This is a genomic window from Aminobacter sp. LjRoot7 (genome assembly GCF_964252895.1).
GTDB classification, from domain to species: Bacteria; Pseudomonadota; Alphaproteobacteria; order Rhizobiales; family Rhizobiaceae; genus Aminobacter; species Aminobacter aminovorans_B.
This window is the reverse complement of record NZ_CAXUPX020000001.1, coordinates 47493-66854: the sequence shown is the minus strand read 5'-3', so window position 1 is coordinate 66854 and position 19362 is coordinate 47493. Positions and strand designations below refer to the sequence as shown.

18 protein-coding genes are annotated in these 19362 nt (G+C 63.5%); 9 read left to right on the top strand and 9 right to left on the bottom strand.

Features of this window, described 5'->3' with window-relative positions; translation table 11 throughout:
• Positions 1-20: 20 nt before the first annotated feature.
• Both ACSQ3E_RS00330 and ACSQ3E_RS00325 read right to left on the bottom strand, forming a co-directional pair.
• Positions 21-434 carry a c-type cytochrome gene (locus tag ACSQ3E_RS00330; protein ID WP_436121163.1) on the bottom strand — a complete coding sequence of 138 codons (414 nt, stop codon included), beginning with the start codon at positions 432-434 and terminating at the stop codon, positions 21-23.
• 49 nt (positions 435-483) lie between these two features.
• Complete coding sequence (locus ACSQ3E_RS00325; RefSeq protein ID WP_436121162.1) at positions 484-2058, bottom strand: flavin monoamine oxidase family protein; 1575 nt, start codon at positions 2056-2058, stop codon at positions 484-486.
• Positions 2059-2393: 335 nt separating this feature from the next.
• Here ACSQ3E_RS00325 and ACSQ3E_RS00320 point away from each other — a divergent pair, with 335 nt between their 5' ends.
• The 5 genes from ACSQ3E_RS00320 to ACSQ3E_RS00300 all read left to right on the top strand — a co-directional run bounded on the left by ACSQ3E_RS00320 (position 2394) and on the right by ACSQ3E_RS00300 (position 8599).
• Complete coding sequence (locus ACSQ3E_RS00320; protein WP_310317800.1) at positions 2394-2819, top strand: L,D-transpeptidase; 426 nt, start codon at positions 2394-2396, stop codon at positions 2817-2819.
• Positions 2820-3034: 215 nt separating this feature from the next.
• Positions 3035-3865 carry a hypothetical protein gene (locus ACSQ3E_RS00315; protein WP_436121161.1) on the top strand — a complete coding sequence of 277 codons (831 nt, stop codon included), beginning with the start codon at positions 3035-3037 and terminating at the stop codon, positions 3863-3865.
• Between the two features lie 199 nt (positions 3866-4064).
• On the top strand, positions 4065-6914 hold the full coding sequence (locus ACSQ3E_RS00310) for a molybdopterin oxidoreductase family protein (protein ID WP_436121160.1): 2850 nt from the start codon (positions 4065-4067) through the stop codon (positions 6912-6914).
• Entirely contained in the window at positions 6911-7678 is a 768-nt protein-coding gene (locus ACSQ3E_RS00305) for a 4Fe-4S dicluster domain-containing protein (protein WP_192315800.1), read from the top strand. Before ACSQ3E_RS00310 ends, ACSQ3E_RS00305 begins: the two co-directional genes overlap by 4 nt.
• A 3-nt stretch (positions 7679-7681) precedes the next feature.
• Positions 7682-8599 carry a dimethyl sulfoxide reductase anchor subunit family protein gene (locus tag ACSQ3E_RS00300; protein WP_436121159.1) on the top strand — a complete coding sequence of 306 codons (918 nt, stop codon included), beginning with the start codon at positions 7682-7684 and terminating at the stop codon, positions 8597-8599.
• Positions 8600-8603: 4 nt separating this feature from the next.
• Here the strand turns inward: ACSQ3E_RS00300 and ACSQ3E_RS00295 are convergent, their stop codons facing one another.
• The 6 genes from ACSQ3E_RS00295 to ACSQ3E_RS00270 all read right to left on the bottom strand — a co-directional run bounded on the left by ACSQ3E_RS00295 (position 8604) and on the right by ACSQ3E_RS00270 (position 14171).
• On the bottom strand, positions 8604-9563 hold the full coding sequence (locus tag ACSQ3E_RS00295; protein WP_436121946.1) for a lipid A biosynthesis lauroyl acyltransferase: 960 nt from the start codon (positions 9561-9563) through the stop codon (positions 8604-8606).
• Between the two features lie 52 nt (positions 9564-9615).
• Positions 9616-10644 (bottom strand): zinc-binding dehydrogenase, encoded by a 1029-nt coding sequence (locus tag ACSQ3E_RS00290; protein ID WP_436121158.1) that lies wholly within the window; start codon positions 10642-10644, stop codon positions 9616-9618.
• Between the two features lie 42 nt (positions 10645-10686).
• Positions 10687-11958 carry a beta-ketoacyl-ACP synthase gene (locus ACSQ3E_RS00285; protein WP_436121157.1) on the bottom strand — a complete coding sequence of 424 codons (1272 nt, stop codon included), beginning with the start codon at positions 11956-11958 and terminating at the stop codon, positions 10687-10689.
• An 18-nt stretch (positions 11959-11976) separates the two neighbouring features.
• Positions 11977-13164: a beta-ketoacyl-ACP synthase gene (locus tag ACSQ3E_RS00280; protein WP_310317819.1), complete on the bottom strand. Its 1188-nt coding sequence runs from the start codon at positions 13162-13164 to the stop codon at positions 11977-11979.
• A 17-nt stretch (positions 13165-13181) separates the two neighbouring features.
• Entirely contained in the window at positions 13182-13490 is a 309-nt protein-coding gene (locus ACSQ3E_RS00275; protein ID WP_154383938.1) for an acyl carrier protein, read from the bottom strand.
• A gap of 135 nt (positions 13491-13625) precedes the next feature.
• Entirely contained in the window at positions 13626-14171 is a 546-nt protein-coding gene (locus tag ACSQ3E_RS00270; protein WP_310317825.1) for a histidine phosphatase family protein, read from the bottom strand.
• A gap of 164 nt (positions 14172-14335) precedes the next feature.
• On the opposite strand from ACSQ3E_RS00270, the gene ACSQ3E_RS00265 reads away from it, so the two are divergent.
• The 4 genes from ACSQ3E_RS00265 (at position 14336) to ACSQ3E_RS00250 (ending at position 18841) form a co-directional block, all read left to right on the top strand.
• Positions 14336-15286: an AEC family transporter gene (locus ACSQ3E_RS00265; protein ID WP_436121156.1), complete on the top strand. Its 951-nt coding sequence runs from the start codon at positions 14336-14338 to the stop codon at positions 15284-15286.
• A gap of 187 nt (positions 15287-15473) precedes the next feature.
• Positions 15474-16931, top strand: coding sequence for an NAD-dependent succinate-semialdehyde dehydrogenase (locus ACSQ3E_RS00260; RefSeq protein WP_436121155.1), 1458 nt, complete (start codon positions 15474-15476; stop codon positions 16929-16931).
• A gap of 256 nt (positions 16932-17187) precedes the next feature.
• Positions 17188-17628: a FixH family protein gene (locus tag ACSQ3E_RS00255; RefSeq protein WP_436121154.1), complete on the top strand. Its 441-nt coding sequence runs from the start codon at positions 17188-17190 to the stop codon at positions 17626-17628.
• Between the two features lie 4 nt (positions 17629-17632).
• Positions 17633-18841, top strand: a complete 1209-nt coding sequence (locus ACSQ3E_RS00250; protein ID WP_436121153.1) for a cytochrome-c peroxidase — start codon at positions 17633-17635, stop codon at positions 18839-18841.
• Here ACSQ3E_RS00250 and ACSQ3E_RS00245 read toward each other — a convergent pair whose 3' ends face one another.
• Positions 18842-19294 (bottom strand): Lrp/AsnC ligand binding domain-containing protein, encoded by a 453-nt coding sequence (locus ACSQ3E_RS00245; RefSeq protein WP_115731702.1) that lies wholly within the window; start codon positions 19292-19294, stop codon positions 18842-18844.
• Between the last annotated feature and the right edge of the window lie 68 nt (positions 19295-19362).

Here is a 19362-nt window from a genome sequence, read left to right as displayed (position 1 = left end):
GCCAATCCGGCGCTGAGGTGTCAGCGAGAGCCAGCTACGTCTTCAGCCGTCACGGCATCCTTGTAGTCGTTGCCGAAATTGGTCCTGACATAGTTGACCACAGCGGCAACCTGGTCGTCGCTCATCATGCTGCCAACCGGCGGCATGCCCTTGAGGCCATGCAGGATGACGTAAACAGGGTAGCCGCCGGCTTCGAGGTTCACGTTCTTGGCCAGCGCCGGGTATTTGCCGGCACCGACCGCGCCCTGGCCCTGATCCATGTGGCAGGCCTGGCAGACGTTTGCGTAGAGCTCCTGGCCGGTCTTTTCGGAGAAATTGTCGCCGTCACTGAAGGTGGCGCCGGCCGAGTCGGCGAGGGTGGCGCTAGCGGAAAATACAGTGAACATAACGGCGGCGGCGATTTGGCCGATTAAGAGTTTCGATTGCTGGGTCATGTCGACATGCCTTGCGAAAAATGAGGATGAAGGATGAGCGGTGCTGCCGTCATCCCGCCACGACGCGCTGGTGCAGCCTGGTGATCGCATCGAGCGACGACAGGATCGCACCCTCCATCCACGCCGGGATGTAGGAGGCGTGTTCGCCGGCGAGCACGATGCGGCCGTCGATCTGGCAAAGGTTGTCGTAGTGCTCCTTGCGCGCTTCCTCGGTCCAGTCGCCGGCACAGCCGAGCGTGAAGGGCGAGCGGTGCCAGGCCATCGAGATGCCGTTCTCGAACTCATCCTTGTATTGCGGGTGGATCATCGTGCCGTATTCGACGGCGCGTTTGACGCGGTCCTCCGGCGCCATCGAGGTGAACTCGTAGGAGTGCGGCCCGTTCCAGGTGTAGGCGCCGAGCAGAACGCCCTTGCCGTTGGTGTTGAAGCTGGTGCTCGGATAGGAAATCTGGGTGATCGGCAGGTCGGTGTAGCTGACGCCGCCGAAAATCAGTTCGTCCTGTTCCCAGAAGCGGCGCTTGAACTGCAGGCCGACCTTGACCGACGAGGCATAAGGCACGGCCTCGATCGCCGCCTGCATCGGGGCGCCGACATTGATCTCGATCTGGCTGAGAATGGTCAGCGGAATGGTGCAGATGCACCAATCGGCCTTCTCTTCGGCCATCGTGCCCGGTTTCTGGACGTCCTCATAGGTAACGGTGACGCCCTTGTCGTCCTGATGGATCTTCGAGACCTTGGCATTGTAGGTGATCAGGTCGCCGACCTCCTTGGTGAAGGCCTTGCCGATCATGTCGATGCCGCCGACCGGCTGGAACATCGTCGTCTGGAACTCGTAGAGGGCGAAATTGGCGAGGCTGCCCCACAGGCCCGAGCTCAATATGTCGGTCAGCGCGATCGGATCGCTCGGCACGGGTGCAGCACCAAGGCCGCCGCCCGGGTCCTTGGCGAAGCCGCGGAATTCGGAGTTCGCCACGCTCTTGGTATAGGCGTAGTCCTTGTCGAGCGCGCCCCACGAGCGCAGGGCCTCGACCAGCATCTCCTGGTCTTCCTTGGTGACACTGCCTTCGAGCTTGCCGGTGTGGGCAACCTTGGCGAGCAGTTCGGAGACATGGCCCTGGAAGTCGATCTTGATGTCTCGCACGCGCTGCGGCCTGCCGCCGAACGCCTTAGACGAATGCAGGAAGGCGTTGTGGTTGAGCTGCTGGAATGGCTCCAGCGTGACGCCGAGGCGCCGGCAATAGGCCAGAAGCCCGTTGTGGTGATACGGAATGCGCCATGGGCCCGGATTGATGTAGAGGCCCTCGTCGAATTCGCATTTCTGCGTCGCGCCGCCGAGCTCGGTGTAGGTGTCGCCGCCGCGCAACGTCCAGTTGCGCCCGCCCGACCTGTTGTTGTATTCGAGGATCTTGACCTTGTATCCGGCCTGCCGGAGCTCGAGTGCGGCCGTCATGCCGGCGAGGCCGGCACCCAGGATAAGCACGCTGGCGCCCTTCGGATCGCCCTCCAGTTTCACCGGTCCCTTGTAGCCTGACTCAACCGCGAGACCGAGGCTGGTCATCGCCTGATACATCGCCGCAGTGCCTGCCGTGAGGCCGATCAACGACAGCAGGTTTCGCCTGCTCATGCCGCTAAAATATTGGGATGGTTGCATTTTTGAGATCCTCCGGGCGACGGTCCGCCGTGGGCCGCACGTTATCCGGCTGGAGCATCTTGGAACGTGACTCCAGCTGCGACGGGCAGCCTATGCCCATGCAGGGTCGAGTCAACTGGGCCAGACGGGGCGGCGAGGGGCGCTGACTTGGGCCACCTGAAAGCCGGCGAAAATTCGCGACTGCTACCTCAGGTGGTGGTTGCGGTTGTATTCATCTTCCGCGTTCAGTTTTACGAACCGTACAGCTTTTCATGTTCCCATCTTCGGTGGGCAGGGAAAATACTGCCGGTTTGGGGAGTGTGCGAAGAATGTACAAAGCTCTCTTCATGGCCGCCGCACTGGGCTTTGCTGGCGTTCCAACTCAGGCACTTGCAGATGTACTTGTCGCGAGGGTCAGCATCGCGACCCAGACGATGACCGTCAGTTACGACGGGCGGGTGATCCACCAGTGGCCGGTTTCGACGGCGCGCAGGGGATATGTCACGCCGCGCGGCAGCTGGCGGCCGAAGCGCCTACACCGGATGTGGTATTCGCAGAAGTACGACAATTCGCCGATGCCATATTCGGTGTTCTACAATGGCGGTTACGCCATCCATGGCACAGGTGCGGTCAGGCAGCTGGGCCGCCCGGCATCGCATGGCTGCGTCCGGCTGCAGACGGCGAATGCCGCGAGATTCTATTCGCTGGTCAGAGAAGTCGGGGCGAGCAACACGCGAATTGTCGTCACCAATTAGCTGACGAAGCTCAGGCAAATCCGGTTGGTGGGCAATGTTTACCCCGCATCCTCCTTCTTTGCCCTTATGTAAGCTGCCGTAACGGCAGTTCTGTTGCCGATATGCCGCAGGCCTGCCGCGAAATGCCTGATGCAGAGCGGCATAATCATACTCAATCCTTCAAGCGCCTGCTAATGTGCCTGCAACTCAGGCTGGAATTTCATTCGAGGGATTTCATGAAGCGGGTTCTTGCAGGCATCGTTCTGGCGCTGTCGTCGACATCAGTGTTTGCCGCTGACACAGTTCAACCCATCGTCGAGGAACCTGTCGCTGCCGGTCCGTGGGTGTCGGGGCATGTTGAGGCCTATCTCGGCGGGTTGTGGATCGATACCGAAGGCGGCAACGAAAACGGCTGGGTGGCGGGCGGTGCGGCGCGGCTGAACTATCCCATCGATGCGCGCTGGAACATCCAGGGCGATGTCTTCGCCGACGGCGTCTGGTTCGACGAAGGCGACATCAACAGCTATGGAGCGGCACTGCACGGCTACTGGCGTGACCCAAGCAGCTTCGCGCTCGGTGCCTTCGCCACCATCAACGGCTATGGCGGCGACAGCGGCCCGGAAGACATCTACAGCTTCACCGTGGGCCCGGAAGGCCAGGTCTATTTCGACAACCTGACCCTCTATGCCCAGGCCTATTATGGCCAATTGCGTCAATCGGGCTTCTCGGAGCATCTGGACATCTGGGGCGTGCGCGGCGTGGCGCGTTATTTCGCCCAGCCGAACCTTCGCTTCGATGCCGAGCTTGGCTACCGCTCGGTGGACATCAGCGATGGAGCCGACACGGTGTCGGCGGCACTGCAGGGCAACTACCGTTTCGACGGCACGCCATGGACCGTCTTCGGGCGCTACCAGTTCGATCACCTGTCCGGCGTCAGCAGCGAGAGCGTCAACATCCACAAGCTGGTGCTGGGCATTCGCGCGACCTTCGGTGCCGACACATTGCTGGACGAGGATCGCAACGGCGCGACAATGGATACCGCGCGGTCGACCTATCTGTTCTTCTAGACTTTCGCGTTTCGGGGCGACGTGCCTGCGAAAAGGCCGGGGAGTGGGGGCTCCTCGGCCTTTTCATTTCTGCCGTGACTTTAGCCGTCTGGTCTAAGTTCTTGTCGCGGTATAGACAAATTTTGCCGTAGAGAGCCGTTTTCGGGCATTTCCTTTCAGGCGCTGCCTCGCTAGGACTCATGCTCAGGGAGGCCACCGGATGACGTCAGAACCGCATGTCGCGCTTTCGGAACCCGTCTCCGACGAGGTCCGCAAGACCACCTGCTACATGTGCGCCTGCCGCTGTGGCATCGACGTCCATCTCAAGGACGGCAAGGTCCGCTACATCGAGGGCAACCGCGACCATCCGGTCAATCGCGGCGTTCTGTGCGCCAAGGGTTCGGCGGGCATCATGCAGCACTACGCGCCGGCGCGGCTGCGCGCGCCGCTGCTCAGGACCGGGCCGCGCGGCTCGGGTGAGTTCAAGGAGATTTCCTGGGACGAGGCGCTGGAGCTTGCGACCGGCTGGCTGGACGGCGTGCGCCAGGCCGATCCGAAGAAGCTGGCCTTCTTCACCGGCCGCGACCAGTCGCAGTCGCTGACCGGCTTCTGGGCCCAGCAGTTCGGTACACCCAACTACGCAGCCCATGGCGGCTTCTGCTCGGTCAACATGGCGGCCGCCGGCATCATGACCATCGGCGGCGCATTCTGGGAATTCGGCGCGCCCGACTGGGACCGCACCAAGCTGTTCGTGATGTTCGGCGTGGCGGAGGACCACGATTCCAACCCGCTCAAGATCGGCATTTCAAAGCTCAAGAAGCGCGGCGCGCGCTTCGTCTCGGTCAATCCGGTGCGGACCGGCTATTCCGCAGTCGCCGACAACTGGATCGGCATCCGCCCCGGCACCGACGGTCTGCTGATCCTCGCCGTCATACATGAACTGCTGAAAGCGCGGAAAATCGATGTCGACTACATCGTGCGCTATTCCAACGCGACCTGGCTGGTCGTCGATGCGCCCGGAACCGCCGAGCACGGGCTTTTCGTCCGCGATGCAGAGGGCAAGCCGCAGGTCTTCGAAACCGTCACCGAACAGGTCGTGGCATTGGGCAGCAAAGGCGCGCGGGCCGCACTTTCCGGGCGTGTCGAGCTGCCCGACGGCCGCTTTGCCGTGCCGTCGTTCCAGCTCCTCGCCGAAAAATACCTCGACCCGCAGTATGCGCCGGAGGCGGTCGCCGGGGAAACCGGCGTCGCCGCCGACGTCATCCGGGGCCTCGCTGCCGAGATCGCGCGCGTCGCCTTCGACGAGGCGATCACGATCGACCAGCCCTGGACCGACATGAATGGCGAGCGCCATGAGGCGTTCGTCGGGCGGCCGGTGTCGTTCCATGCCATGCGTGGGCTTTCGGCGCATTCGAACGGATTCCAGACGGCGCGCGCCTTGCACATGTTGCAGGTGCTGATCGGCGCAGTCGACTGCCCCGGAGCCTTCCGTTTCGAGCCGCCTTATCCCAAGCCGATCGAGGCGCATCCGACGCCACACGGCAAGGCCGAGCATTTCGGCTCCAACAAGCCGCTGTCGGGCCCGCATCTCGGTTTTCCCCGTGGGCCGGAAGATCTGCTGATCGATGCCGACGGCAAGCCGATGCGCATCGACAAGGCGTTTTCATGGGATGCCCCAATCTCGGCCCACGGGCTGATGCACATGGTGATCGCCAACGCCCATGCCGGCGATCCGTACCCGATCGACCTGATGTTCCTCTACATGGCCAACATGGCGTGGAACTCGTCGATGAACACCGCAGGCGTCATCAAGATGCTCGAGGACAAGAATCCCGCGACGGGCGAGTACCGCATCCCGAAGATCATCTATTCGGACGCCTATTCCTCCGAAATGGTCGCTTATGCCGATCTGGTGCTGCCCGACACGACCTATCTCGAGCGGCACGACTGCATTTCGCTGCTCGACCGGCCGATCTCCGAGCCGGATGCGGTCCAGGACGCCATCCGTTGGCCGGTGGTCGAGCCGGATCGGGACGTGCGCGGCTTCCAGAGTGTGCTGATCGACCTTGGCGCGCGGCTCAAGCTGCCCGGTTTCGTCGATAGCCGCGGCAAGGCGCTCTACGCGGATTATGCCGACTACATCGTGCGCCACGAAAGGCGGCCGGGCATCGGGCCGCTCGCCGGCTTTCGTGGCAGCAATGGCGACCGCACCGGGCGAGGGGCCATCAACCGCGACCAGCTCGATCGCTACATCGAAAACGGCTCATTCTTTTCGGCGCATATTCCGCTCGAAGCGCAATTCTTCAAGCACGCCAACAAGGCCTATCAGGATTTTGCCGTGCGCATGGGCTTCTTTGACGAGCCGAAGCCGGTGACCTTCCAGCTCTACCAGGAATCACTGCAGAAATTCCGGTTGTCGGCCGAGGGCCTGCGCGAGCCGGTGGCGCCTGAGACGCATCGCGAGCGCATCCTCGCCACCTTCGATCCGCTGCCGATGTGGTACCGGCCGTTCGAGGAGGCGGCGGTCAGTCGCGAGGAGTATCCCTATCACGCCATCACCCAGCGACCGGCGGCGATGTACCATTCCTGGGGCTCGATGAATGCTTGGCTCAGGCAGATCCATACACGGAACCCGCTCTATGTGCCCGGTCCGATCTGCGACGAGATCGGGCTCGTCGATGGCGACTGGGTTTGGGTGATTTCGCATCACGGCCGCATCAAGGTCGAGGTCGCGCGGATGGAGGCGGTCAATTCGAGCACGATCTGGACATGGAATGCGATCGGCAAGCGCGAGGGTGCCTGGGCGCTCGACAAGGATGCGCCCGAAGCCAAAAAAGGCTTCCTGATGAATCACTTGATCCATGAACTTCTACCGCCGAAGGGCGATGGGATGCGCTGGTCGAACTCGGATCCGGTTACCGGCCAGGCGGCGTGGTACGACCTGCGCGTCCGCATCGAGAAAGCCGAACCGGCCGAGGTCAGCGAGCCGCATCTTGCCGCCGTCGCGCAACCCGGCGGGGGGCGTCCGCAGGTCGAAGAGCTGCGCTACGGCCAGGAGTGGGCGAAATGACCAGCCTGCCGTCACTGCCGACACCGAAGAAGCTTGGCCTGGTCATCGACCTCGACGTCTGCGTCGGCTGCCATGCCTGCGTCATTAGCTGCAAGGAGTGGAATACCGGCGGCTATGGCGCGGCGCTGTCCGACCAGGACCCGTATGGGGCTGATGTGTCCGGTACCTTCCTCAATCGCATCCACACCTTCGAGGTCGTGCCGGAGGGCGGGCAGGTGATCGGCGAGGCGGGAGAGGCACGCATCGTGCATTTCCCCAAGTCATGCCTGCATTGCGAGGACGCGCCCTGCGTCACCGTCTGTCCGACAGGCGCCTCCTACAAGCGCGCCGAAGACGGCATCGTGCTTGTCGACGAAAGCAAATGCATTGGCTGTGGCCTGTGCGCCTGGTCCTGCGCCTATGGCGCGCGCGAGATGGATCTGGCCGCCGGGGTGATGAAGAAATGCACCTTGTGCGTCGACCGCATCTACAACGAGACACTCAAGGAGGTCGACCGGGTGCCGTCCTGTGTCCGGACATGCCCGGCCAATGCCCGGCATTTCGGCGATCTTGGCGATGCCTCATCAGAGGTCTCGCGCATGGTGGCCGAGCGCGGCGGCTACGACCTGATGCCGGAGCAGGGCACGCGCCCGACCAACAAGTATCTGCCGCCACGGCCGCGCAAGCCGCTGGCCGCGAGTGCCGGTTCTGCCGTGCTGGCTGAAAACACCGACGGCGCCAAAGGTTTCTTTGCCTGGCTCGACGGCATGCTGGACCGGATCTGAACCATGCATCCCGCATTCTCCATCATCGTGTTCACAACGCTTTCCGGGCTCGGCTACGGCCTGGCGGCTGTGCTCGGCCTTGGCCTGCTCGACGCCTCGACCCTGTCGGTCAAGCTTGCTCACATCGGCGCGCTGGCAATGATCGCGGGCGGTCTGCTGTCGTCTACGCTGCATCTCGGCAATCCGCAACGGGCTTGGCGGGCGCTGTCGCAATGGCGCTCAAGCTGGCTGTCGCGCGAAGGCGTGATGGCGATCGCCACCTTCGTGCCGCTGACTGTTACGGCATGGTTTTCGATTGTCGAGGGGCGTTACCTCCTGGTTGCGGGCCTGGCAGGCACGGTCATGTGTGGCGTCACCGTCTATTGCACCGCGATGATCTACGGTTCGCTGCGCTCGATCCAGGCCTGGAATACAGGGCTTACGCCGCTTTGCTACCTGTTGTTCGCGGCAGCCGGGGGCTTCCTGCTCGCATCCGTCGCCGGCTATTCATCCGGCAGCGGCGGCACGGTTTGCGCCGCAATCGCCATCCTGTTTGTCGTGGCAGCGTGGATCTCCAAGCAGCAGTGGTGGACAAGGCTGCGGACACTCGCGCCGTTGTCGACGCCCGAGAGCGCAACCGGGCTTGGCCATATCGGCCATGTCAGGCTGTTCGAGCGGCCGCATGTCAACGAGAACTACCTGACCCGTGAAATGGGCTTCAAGGTCGCGCGCAAGCATGCGCTCAAGCTGTCCAGGCTGGCGATCCTGTCTGGTGGGCTGGCGCCTGTTCTGCTGCTGCTGGTGGCGATCCTTGCCGGCGGAGCGGCCGCCGTGCCGGCTGCAGTGCTGGCCGTGTTCTGCTACGCGCTCGGCCTTGTCGTCGAGCGCTGGCTGTTTTTCGCGGAAGCCCGCCATGCGGTCATGAACTATTACGGCGGATAGGGCTTCAGCTACCGGCCGAGAGCTTGCCGGCCTTGTTGACCTTGCGGCGCTTGCCCTCGGTCAAGCCCCAGCGCTTGTGGAACCACATCCACTGGCCCGGATCCTCACGGATCCAGCGCTCGACGGTGTCGTTGAGCATCTGTGTGGTGGCCTGGACATCGACGGCGCCGTCGTCGCGGCGCGGCAGTGCCAGCTTGTCCTCGATCGTCAGCCTGTAGCGCCCGCCGGGCAGGCGGATGCAATGCGCCGGATAGACGTCGCAGTCATAGTGACGAGCGAGCATGGCGAGCACCGGATTGGTCTCGCATTCGCGGCCGAAGAAGGTCGTCCTGAGGCCGCGCTTGAACTTCTGGTCGACGAGCACGCCGACATTGCCGCCGCGGTCGAGAATGCCGGCGAGCGCGAAGGACGCGCCGCGCTGCGAGGCCAGCAGGTCGCCCATGTTCGAAGCACGTGTCGAGAAGATGTATTCCGCCAGATAGGGGTTGTTCGGCGGGCGGAACAGCGACGTGATCTTCATGCCGAAGGTGGCGGCGGCGATCGGCAGCAGCTCGAAATTGCCGAGATGGCCGGTGAAGACGATGTGCGGCTTGTCCTCGCTGGCGATCTTGAGGAAATGGTCATTGCCGGTCACTTCGATACGACCGGGTGTCTTGGCCTCCGGATCGTAGTCGAAAATCTGCTCGAGGAAGATGTATTCCGCGCCAAGCCGGCCCATGTTGCCCCACATATCAAGGGCAATGGCTTCGATCTCGGCCTTGCTTTTCTCGGGATAGGCGGCGCGCAGGTTTGACAGTGCCACGCGGTGACGGCCAAACCACGGACCAACTGTGCGGGCGGCGCGATCGGCGAAGTTGAGTCCCTTGTCGACCGGCAGCAGGCGCAGCAGCTTGAGCGCCACCAGGGCGACCTGCGCCACCAGCCAGTAGTTGAGCATGCGCAGCCGCCCCATGATGCGCATCATCGTGGGGCTGGGGATCTTGCTGGCCTTCCTGCGGGGCAATTCGCTGGCGTCCTCAGTGGATGCGCAGGATGATCTTGCCGAACACGTCGCGACCTTCCATCCGCTTCAAAGCGGTGTCGATGGAAGTGAAGTCGACTTCGGTGTCGATGATCGGCTTGACCAGTCCGGCGGCCATCTTCTGCATGGCGTCGGCCATGTTTTCCATCCGGCAGCCAAAGGAGCCGAGCAGCTTGAGCTGCTGCTGGAACAGCATCATCAGGTTGATTTCGGTCGACACGCCCGAGGTCGAGCCGCAGGTGACGAGGCGGCCGCCGCGCTTCAGGCTGAACATCGAGCCGGCCCATGTGTCCTTGCCGACATGCTCGAACACCACGTCGACGCCCTTCTTCTTCGTGAGCTTGCGCACGACGCCTTCGAAGCGGTCTTCGCGATAGTTGATGACGTGGTCGGCGCCGAGCGCCTTGGCCTTCTCGATCTTGTCGTTGGAGCCGACCGTGGTGATGACGGTGCAGCCCATCTTCTTGGCGAGCTGGATCGCGGCCGAGCCGATGCCAGAGCCGCCAGCATGGATCAGGATCGTCTCGCCCGGCTCAAGCTTGGCGTTGTCGAACAGCATGTGCTCGACAGTGCCGAAGGTGACGGGCGCGACCGCAGCACCGATGGCGTCGACGCCGGGAGGGGCCGGCACAAGAAGACGCGCCGGCAGGTTGATCTTCTCCTGGGCGAAACCGTCGAGATGGAAGCCATGCACGCCCGAGACGTGCTCGCAGAGATTGTCGCGGCCTTCGCGGCATGGGCGGCACAGGCCGCAGGTGCGGGCGCCGTAGATCGACACGAGCTGGCCGGGCGCAAGTCCGGTGACGCCGGGGCCGACTTCGTCGATCTCGCCGGAGGCCTCCGCGCCGATGACCAGCGGCATCTTGCGCTTGGCGAACGCCATGCCGCGCCAGCCCCAGACGTCGATGTGGTTGAGCGCCACGGCCTTGATGCGCAAGGTGACTTCGCCAAGGCCGGGAGGGGGAGGCGGTGCAATGTCCACCTGCTCGAGCCGGCGGTCCTCAACGAGCTGCAATGCGCGCATGATGTCGCTAAATCCTTGTCTCTGGGACGTGTAGGCGGTCGCTTAGACCGGTTCCCGCGCCATGACAAGGCAGGTGTTCTGGCCGCCGAAGCCGAAGGAGTTGGAAAGCACGGTGCGAATCTCGGCCTTCCGCTTCACATTCGGCACCACGTCGAGCTCGATCGAAGGATCGGGATTGTCGTAGTTGATGGTCGGCGGAATGACGCCTTCACGCATGGTCATCAGCGAGAAGGCGGCCTCAATGGCACCCGCAGCCGACAGCGTGTGGCCGATCATCGACTTGTTCGACGACACTGGAATCTTGCGGATGCGCTCGCCGAACACCGTCGACAGCGACAGATGCTCCATCTTGTCGTTCTCGGGCGTCGAGGTGCCATGCGCATTGACGTAGTCGATCTCGTCTTCGGCGAGGCCGGCATCGGCAAGGGCCGCCTTGACCGCGGCGATCGCCGGCGAGCCGTCGGGCTTGGAGCGGGTGCGGTGGAAATCGTCGGCCTTTTCGCCGCAGCCCCTGAGGATGCCAAGCACCTCGGCACCGCGGGCAAGTGCGCTTTCCAGCGATTCGAGCACCAGGGCCGCCGAACCTTCGGCCAGCACGAAGCCGTCGCGGTCCTTGGAGAACGGCTTGGAGGCCTTTTCCGGCACATCGTTGTTGGTCGACAGCGCCGACAGGAGCGAGAAGCGGATCAGCGCTTCGGCCGTCGCCGAACCGTCGGCGCCGACCGACAATGCGCGGTCGCATTCGCCGCGACGGATCGCCTCGACCCCAAGCTGGATGGCCGTGGCACCCGATGCACATGCGGTCGAGGTGGTGATCGGCAGGCCGCGCGTGCCGAACCGGTCGGCGAGGCGATCGGCGATCGAACCGAATTGCGAGGTGTCGAACATGTCGAGCGAGTTCTGGCTGCGCGCCACCTTGAGCAGGCGCTCGGAAGCCGAGCCTTCATCGTCGCCGGCATAGAGCGTGAAGCGGTCGCGCCAGTCGAGTTCGACCGGCGGCGAGGCGAGGAACAGCGGACCGTCGAAGTCGTCGGAGGCAAAACCTGCCTCCTCGACGGCTTCGAGCGCTGCCGTCTCGGCCAACTCGTAAGTCAGTGCGCTGGCGCCCTTGGTGCTCGACGGCAGGAAATCGACCATGCCGGAGATGCGGGTGTTGAGCAGATCGGTGGGGAAACGGGTGATCGGATGAATGCCCGACTTGCCCGACGTCAGCGCGGCCCAGTTGTCGGCCTTGCCGACGCCGAGCGAGGTGACGACGCCGATGCCGGTGACGGCGACGACGGGTCTGCCGAGGTGATCCTTCAGATTGGCCATGTTTTGTCCTGACACCCTTCAGCGCGGCGCGGAGACGAGCGCCATGCCTTCAAACTGGTGATAGCCGATCGCCGTTGCGAGAACATTGCGTGGCTGGCCGGAGAAATCTCTTTCGCCCGCTTCGAAAGCCGGATAGCCGGCGCCACGGTCGACGGCCAATGCGGCAAGCGCCACCGCGAACGGAAACTGTGCTTCCTTCATGTGGCCGGTCAGCGACGAAAGGGCGCGAGCCGCAATTGCCGGGTTGCCGTCGAGAGCCGATTTTTCGGCTGCGGTTGCGGCGTGTGCGCCCGATGCACCCGAAATCGCGAGCAGGTCGCCCTCCGGCAACTCGGCCTTGGCCAGCAGTTCGGCAATGTTCTCAGCAAGGCCGCCATTCCGGCGCCTGGTGCGACCGGAAAGGACCGGGCCGAGCTCGGCATAGATCTTCTGGCCGCGTGCTTCGGCGTGATCGCGCGATTCAAGCACCAGGAACGCGCCGCCGGAGCCGGTGACGACGCCGCCGCCTTCCGAACCCTGGCGCTGCCACACTGGCTTCCACGGGCCGCGATGCAGGTACCCAGCTAGCTCGTAGCCAAGCAGCATGTCCGAATGTTCGGTCTGGAAGGCGCCGCCGACCAGCACATGCGTCGACTGGCCGGAGCGGATGCGCGCCGCCGCTGTCTCGATGGCCGAAACGCCGGCACCTTCCTCGCCCATGAAGGTGCGTGAAGAGCCGGTGACCTTGTGGACGATCGAGATGTTGCCGGCGAGCAGATTGGAGAGCTGGGCCAGGAACAGCGTCGGCCGGAGTTCCGTCGTCAGCTTCTCGTTGATCAGCACGTCGCGATCGCTGCGGCCTTCGGAAGCCGCGAGCACGCCGGCGTCGACCGCCTCGTCGCGTTCGCCGCCACCTGCAGCCACCACCATGTCCATGGTCGCGCTAAGTTCGTCATTGCCCTTGATGCCGGCATCGTCGAGCGCCATGCCCGCCGTATACGTGCCAAGCCGCTGCCAGGTTTCCATCTGGCGCTGGTCGCCGCGCTTGGCGATCTGCAGGCCCCAGTCGATCTCGGGAAGCGGATGGATGGCATAGGGCTGGAAGCGCTCGGCGTCGATCACCGGGGCGGTGCCCGCTGTTGTCAGCTTGTCCCAGTGAGCTGCACCGCCTTCTCCGAGCGAGGAGACGAGGCCGATGCCTGTGATGACGACGTCGCGATTGGCCATGGGCGGCTTCAGCGTGCTCAGGCGTTCTTCGCAGCGACGAGCGCGTCGATCTTGGCGCAGAGGTTCTTCATGACGAAGTACTCGTCGGTCGAAGCCTTGCCGTCGTTGACTTCCTGCGTCCACTTCTCGAGCGGCACCTTGATGCCGAATTCCTTGTCGATCGCAAAGACGATGTCGAGGAAGTCGAGGCTGTCGATGCCCAGATCGTCGATGGTGTGGCTCTCGGGCGTGATGGTGTCGATGTCGATCTCGCTGGTCTCGGCAATGATCTTGGCGACTTTGTCGAAGGTCGTGGACACGGTTTTTCCTTTGGTGAGGGCGATCATGAACCTGGGACAGATTCTTCGCGCGTAGTTTTGAGGGCTGTCTAATCGGTTTTTCCGGACAGGAAAAGGCCAAATCCTGCGCTTTCGTTAAGGCGTCCGGCCCTGAACGCAAGGGAAGGCGGGCCGCCTGAAGCTCTAGAAGACGATGCGGCCAAGCACATGCAGCTTTTCTCCTTGCAGGCCGACGATCAGCGCTTCGCCTTCGCGTGCGGCCGCACCGGTCAGCGCCTGGATGTTCTCCAGATGGGTGACGAGCACGATGTTGTCGGAGCCGGAATAGTTGCGAATGATGTCCATGACGGTGGCGACGTCGGCCTCGCGGGTGGCGTCAGTCGGCTTGTCGAGGGCCGCGGTCGGCTCGACCTTCCGGTCATCGAAGGCGAGGCGGGCGGTTTCCAGCGTCCGGCAATAGCGGCTGGCCAGGATGCGCTCGACCGGCGCGGCGCGGGCGTCGAACAGCGCGCCGATCTTGCGTGCCTGCTGGCGGCCGCGATCGGACAGGTTGAGCTGTGTCGCGCATTTCTCGATGTCGAAATTGGGCGGCTCGACCGTGCCGGTGGTCATGGCGTTGCGCAGCAGCACGACATGGCCGCCATTTCGCAGCAGTGCCCAGCCGGCTTCCGTGGCCTGGGCGGGCAGTGCGCCGAGCAACAGCATGATCGCAATGGTAAATCTGAGCATGAATGATCCCGAACAGGCGATGCGGATATAGGGAGGCCAAAGTGGATTGAAAGGCAAGCTGACGCCAATAACGTGCGCCGACTTCCGATCCTGTGTCGTGACTTGATCCGGGGTGGCCGCGGCGCAATGCTCGGACCAGCCGATTCCCCATTTGCCGAGCGCCGATGTCACCTCTCGTAGAAACCGTGCTCTTCGTCTTCGGCCTCGTGGCACTGGGTTATCTCGCTGGCGCCACCGGCTATCTGCGCAGCGAAACCGGCGACGCGCTTTCCGAGTTCGCCATCGGCGTGGCGCTGCCGCTGCTGCTGTTTCGCACCATGATCGGCGCCGATTTCCACGGTTCGGCGCCGTGGTCGCTGTGGGCGACATATTTCATTGCGGTTACGGTCGCCTGGACAGCGGGGCATCTGGTGACGACCCGCATGTTCGGCCGTGATGGGCAGGCCGGCGTGGTCGGCGGGGTGTCTTCGGCCTTTTCCAATCTCGTGCTGCTGGGCATTCCCTTCATGCTCGGCGTTTTCGGCCAGGAGGGGTTCGAGATCCTGTCGCTGATCGTCTCGGTCCACCTGCCGACCATGATGATGGCTTCGATCATCCTGTTCGAGATGTTTGGGCCACGACGCAGCGAACCGATGCATCCTGTTGTGATCATTCGCGATTTCCTGCGCAAGATCCTGACCAATCCGCTGATCGTCGGCATCCTGGCTGGGCTGGCCTGGAGGGCGACCGGGGTGCCCATGCCGGGGCTTGCCACGCGCTTCATCGACGCACTTGCCAACATTGCCGGGCCGGTCGCGCTGTTTGCGATGGGGCTCGGGCTCAAGAAGTTCGGCATTTCGGGCAACATCAAGCCGGCATTGGCGCTGTCGGTGCTCAAGCTGATGCTGATGCCGGCCGTGGCGCTGCTGTTTGCCTGGCTGTTCGGTCTGCCGCCCTTGTCGGCGAAGGTGGCTGTGGCGGCGGCCAGCCTGCCTTCAGGCGTCAATTCCTATCTCATCGCCACGCAGTTCGGCACCGGCCAGGCCCTGGCCTCGAACCAGATGACGATCGCAACGGCCTGTGCCGTGGCCACGACCGCGTTCTGGCTGACGATTGCGACGATGGTGTTTGGGTAGAAAGGCAGCCGGGTAACTGGTTAGGCTGGACCAACGCATCTGTGCCATAATGCGGTTGATCGCCGACCCGGCGGCACGCTACTAAATTGCCTGGCGCATCGGGCCGAAAACAGTCCCGGACGCGCGCTTTTCGACGATTTCCAGAGTAGCCTGCGTCGCAACGGACGCCATTTCAGGAGGTGAAGCCATGCTTCAGAAAACCAGTCATTTCATGCGGCAGGCCAATCTCATCAACGGCGAATGGGTGCAGGCCGATTCCGGCAAGACCATCGACGTCACCAATCCGGCGACCGGCCTGAAGATCGGCACCGTGCCGCGTTCGGGTGCGGCCGAGACACGTCGCGCCATCGAAGCGGCCAACGAGGCGTTCAAGAGCTTCCGCAAGACGTCGGCGCTCGAGCGCTCGAAGCTGCTGCGCAAGCTGCACGACGCCATCATGGACAATCAGGACGCGCTGGCCGAACTGCTCACCATCGAGCAGGGCAAGTCGCTGACCGAAGCCAAGGGCGAGATCGGCTCGTCGGCGGCCTATGTGCTGTGGTTTGCCGAAGAGGCGCGCCGCACCTATGGCGATGTCGTGCCGTCGCCATGGGCGGATCGCCGTGTCCTCGTTACCAAGGAACCGGTGGGCGTCATTGCCGCCATCACGCCGTGGAATTTCCCGTCCTCGATGCTGTCGCGCAAGCTTGGACCGGCCCTTGCAGCAGGCTGCACCGCAGTGGTCAAGCCGGCGTCGCAGACGCCCTATTCGGGCCTGGCCTGGGGCGCGCTGTGCGAGGAAGTCGGCTTCCCCAAGGGCGTGGTCAACGTCCTGACAGGGGCGGCCGGCGAGATCGGCGACGAAATCTGCGCCAACCCGCTGGTCAAGAAGATCACCTTCACTGGCTCGACCGAAGTCGGCAAGATGCTGATTGCCAAGTCGGCCTCGACGGTGAAGAAGGTTTCGATGGAACTGGGCGGCAACGCGCCGTTCCTGGTCTTCGATGACGCCGACATCGATCGTGCCGTCGAAGGCGCGATCACCGCAAAATTCCGCAATTCCGGCCAGACCTGCGTCTGCACCAACCGCTTCTTCGCCCAGGCCGGCATCTACGACAAGTTCGTGGCCAAGCTGGCCGAGGCGTCGAATAAGCTCAAGGTCGGTTCCGGCCTGGATGCTGGCGTGCAGCAGGGCCCGCTGATCGACGACAAGGCCGTCGAAAAGGTCGAGGAATTCATCGCCGACGCCACCGCCAAGGGCGGCAAGGTGGTTGCCGGCGGCAAGCGCCACGCGTTGGGTGGCTCGTTCTTCGAACCGACGGTGATTTCGGGCGCCACGCCCGACATGCTGTTCATGAAGGACGAGATCTTCGGCCCGGTCGCTCCGGTCTTCAAGTTCGAGACGGAAGAGGAAGCGATCGCACTCGCCAACGACACCGAGTTCGGCCTCGCCAGCTATTTCTACACCGGCGACCTCGGCCGTGCCTTCCGGGTCATGGAAGGGCTGAAATACGGCATGGTCGGGGTCAATGAAGGCCTGATCACCACGCCGGAAGCGCCATTCGGCGGCGTTAAGGAATCCGGCCTCGGCCGCGAAGGCGGGCATCAGGGCATCGAGGACTATCTCGACACCAAATATGTCTGCATCGGCGGGCTGGGGCTCTAAGGCGCTTCAGCGCCCCTGAATCTGAACGAACACGCGATCCGCAGGGGGCGCGCGTTTTCTTTTGGATCTTTGACAGGAAGAATCCGAAAATCGGTGTAACTCGTTGTAACTGTTATGTTCGGGTCGATCCGGCCTGGTGTCGCGTATCGAATAGCCAAGTGCAGAAGAACGGGCCATCTTGCGGATGCCGCGAATCTGATGGCGCCGGGAAGGCGCGCTGTCAGAAAAACGTTGTCGGCAGGCGGGAGGAACTGGAATGACTTCAGCGTGGCGCATGGTCGTCGGGGCGTTCGGGCTGGTGGCGCTGGCCATCGGCTTTCTGTCGGTCGTTTTCCTGACAGCGCCTGCGGCGCCGGGGCCCGACCTCGCGCGTTCCAAGAATTCGGCCAAGGGCGTCTATGCATTGTCCATCGCGCCAGAGGCCGGCGAGCCCAGGCAAGGCGAGCTGCATGCCTGGGTGGTGACGGTGAAGACGCGGCAAGGTGCACCGGTGGAGGGGGCTGCGATCAGCGTCGGCGGGGGCATGCCAGAGCATGCGCATGGCCTGCCGACGAGCCCTGAAGCGACGACCTATCTCGGTGATGGCCGTTACCGCATCGAAGGCATGAAGTTTTCCATGACCGGCTGGTGGCAGCTCAAACTCGGCGTCACCGCACCTGCCGGCGCCGACGAAGCCACGTTCAACCTGGTTCTGTGAGGCGATGGCACGCAGCCTGCTCACCAAGCTGATTGCCGCTGCGATGATTGCAGCAGCGCTGGCAGGCTGCAGCGAAGCCGATTTCACCGACGCCGAAAAGCGCACCATCGCATCGATGTCGCTGGCAGCACTTGCCCCCCTGCCACCGGATCCGACCAATCGCTTCGCCGACGATCCCGGGGCTGCCGCGCTGGGTGCGACGCTGTTCTTCGACACCGGTATGAGCCGCGACGGCAATGTCGCCTGCGGCACCTGCCACAAGATCGACCGCCAGTTCCAGGACGATCTTCCGCGCGGCGTGGGCGTTAGCGAAACCCACCGACGCACCATGCCGCTGGCAGGCGTGGCGCGCGATGCGTTCTTTTTCTGGGACGGCCGGCGCGACAGCCTGTGGTCACAGGCGCTGGTGCCGCTGGAAAATGTGCTCGAGCATGCCGGCACGCGCACCGCCTATGCACATTATCTCAAGCGCCGCTTCGGCGAGCGCTACGAGCGTATTTTCCGTCCGCTGCCCGACCTGTCGACGTTGCCGGCCAGTGCCGGGCCGTTCGGCACGCCGGCGGAAAAGGCCGCCTGGGCCGGGATGAGCGATGCGCAGCGCGAGGGCGTTGACCGCATCTTTTCCGACATAGGCAAGGCAATCGCTGCCTTCGAGCGCTCGCTGGTCCACGGCAAGACCCGCTTCGACCGCTTCGCCGATGCCGTGGCGCAGGGACGGGCGCCATCAGCCAAGGACGATCTGTCGGCCGAGGAACGGCAAGGCCTCAGGCTTTTCATCGGCAAGGCCAATTGCTCGACCTGCCATACTGGGCCACGTTTCACCGACAATCACTTCCACAACACCGGTGTGCCGCCCGTCGCCGGATTGCCCGCCGATCGTGGACGCATCGCAGTTGTCGACGAGGTTCTGGCCGATCCGTTCAATTGCCTGGGAATATTCCGCGATGGCGGCGAGGAGGCCTGCGGTGAGCTGCGCTTCATGCAGAAGAGTTCGCCCGAGCTCGTCCGCGCCTACAAGACCCCGTCGCTGCGCAATGTCGCCGGACGTCCGCCCTACATGCATGCGGGCCAGTTCGCCACTTTGGAGCAGGTCGTGAACAACTATGCGAGCGCGCCGAAATCCGTCGAAGGCGAGAGCGAGATACATGCCGTGGCGCTCTCCGAAGGCGAGCGAGCGGCACTTGTGGCGTTCCTGAAGACGCTCAGCGACTAGTCAGCGGTCCTTGACCGTTTCCATGGCAACGAAGGTCGATGTCTGGGCGACATGGGGCAGGGCCGATATGCGCTCGCCGAGCACGCGCCTGTAGGCCGCTATGTCGCGGGTCCGGACCTTGAGCAGATAGTCGAAGCTCGCCGCCATCATGTGGCACTGCTCGATCTCGCGCACGGCATGCACGGCGCGGTTGAAATCGTCGAGCGCTGCCGACCGTGTGTCGGAGAGCTTGACCTGGACGAATGCGACGTGGCCTTCGCCCATGCGTTCGCTGTCGATGATCGCCTGATAGCCCTTGATGAAGCCATCCTTTTCCAGCCGCTTGACCCGCGCCTGCACCGGGGTTTTGGAAAGCCCGACTTTTGTGGCAAGCTCGGCCATGGACAGGCGGCCATCGCGCGACAGGGCGAACAGGATATTGCGGTCAATGCGGTCCAAATGGTCTTCAGTCATCACAATGTTAGCCGATATCACCGTTCATTGACTGCAATCGTAGATCATTTGGTCTTCCCCGTCGATGT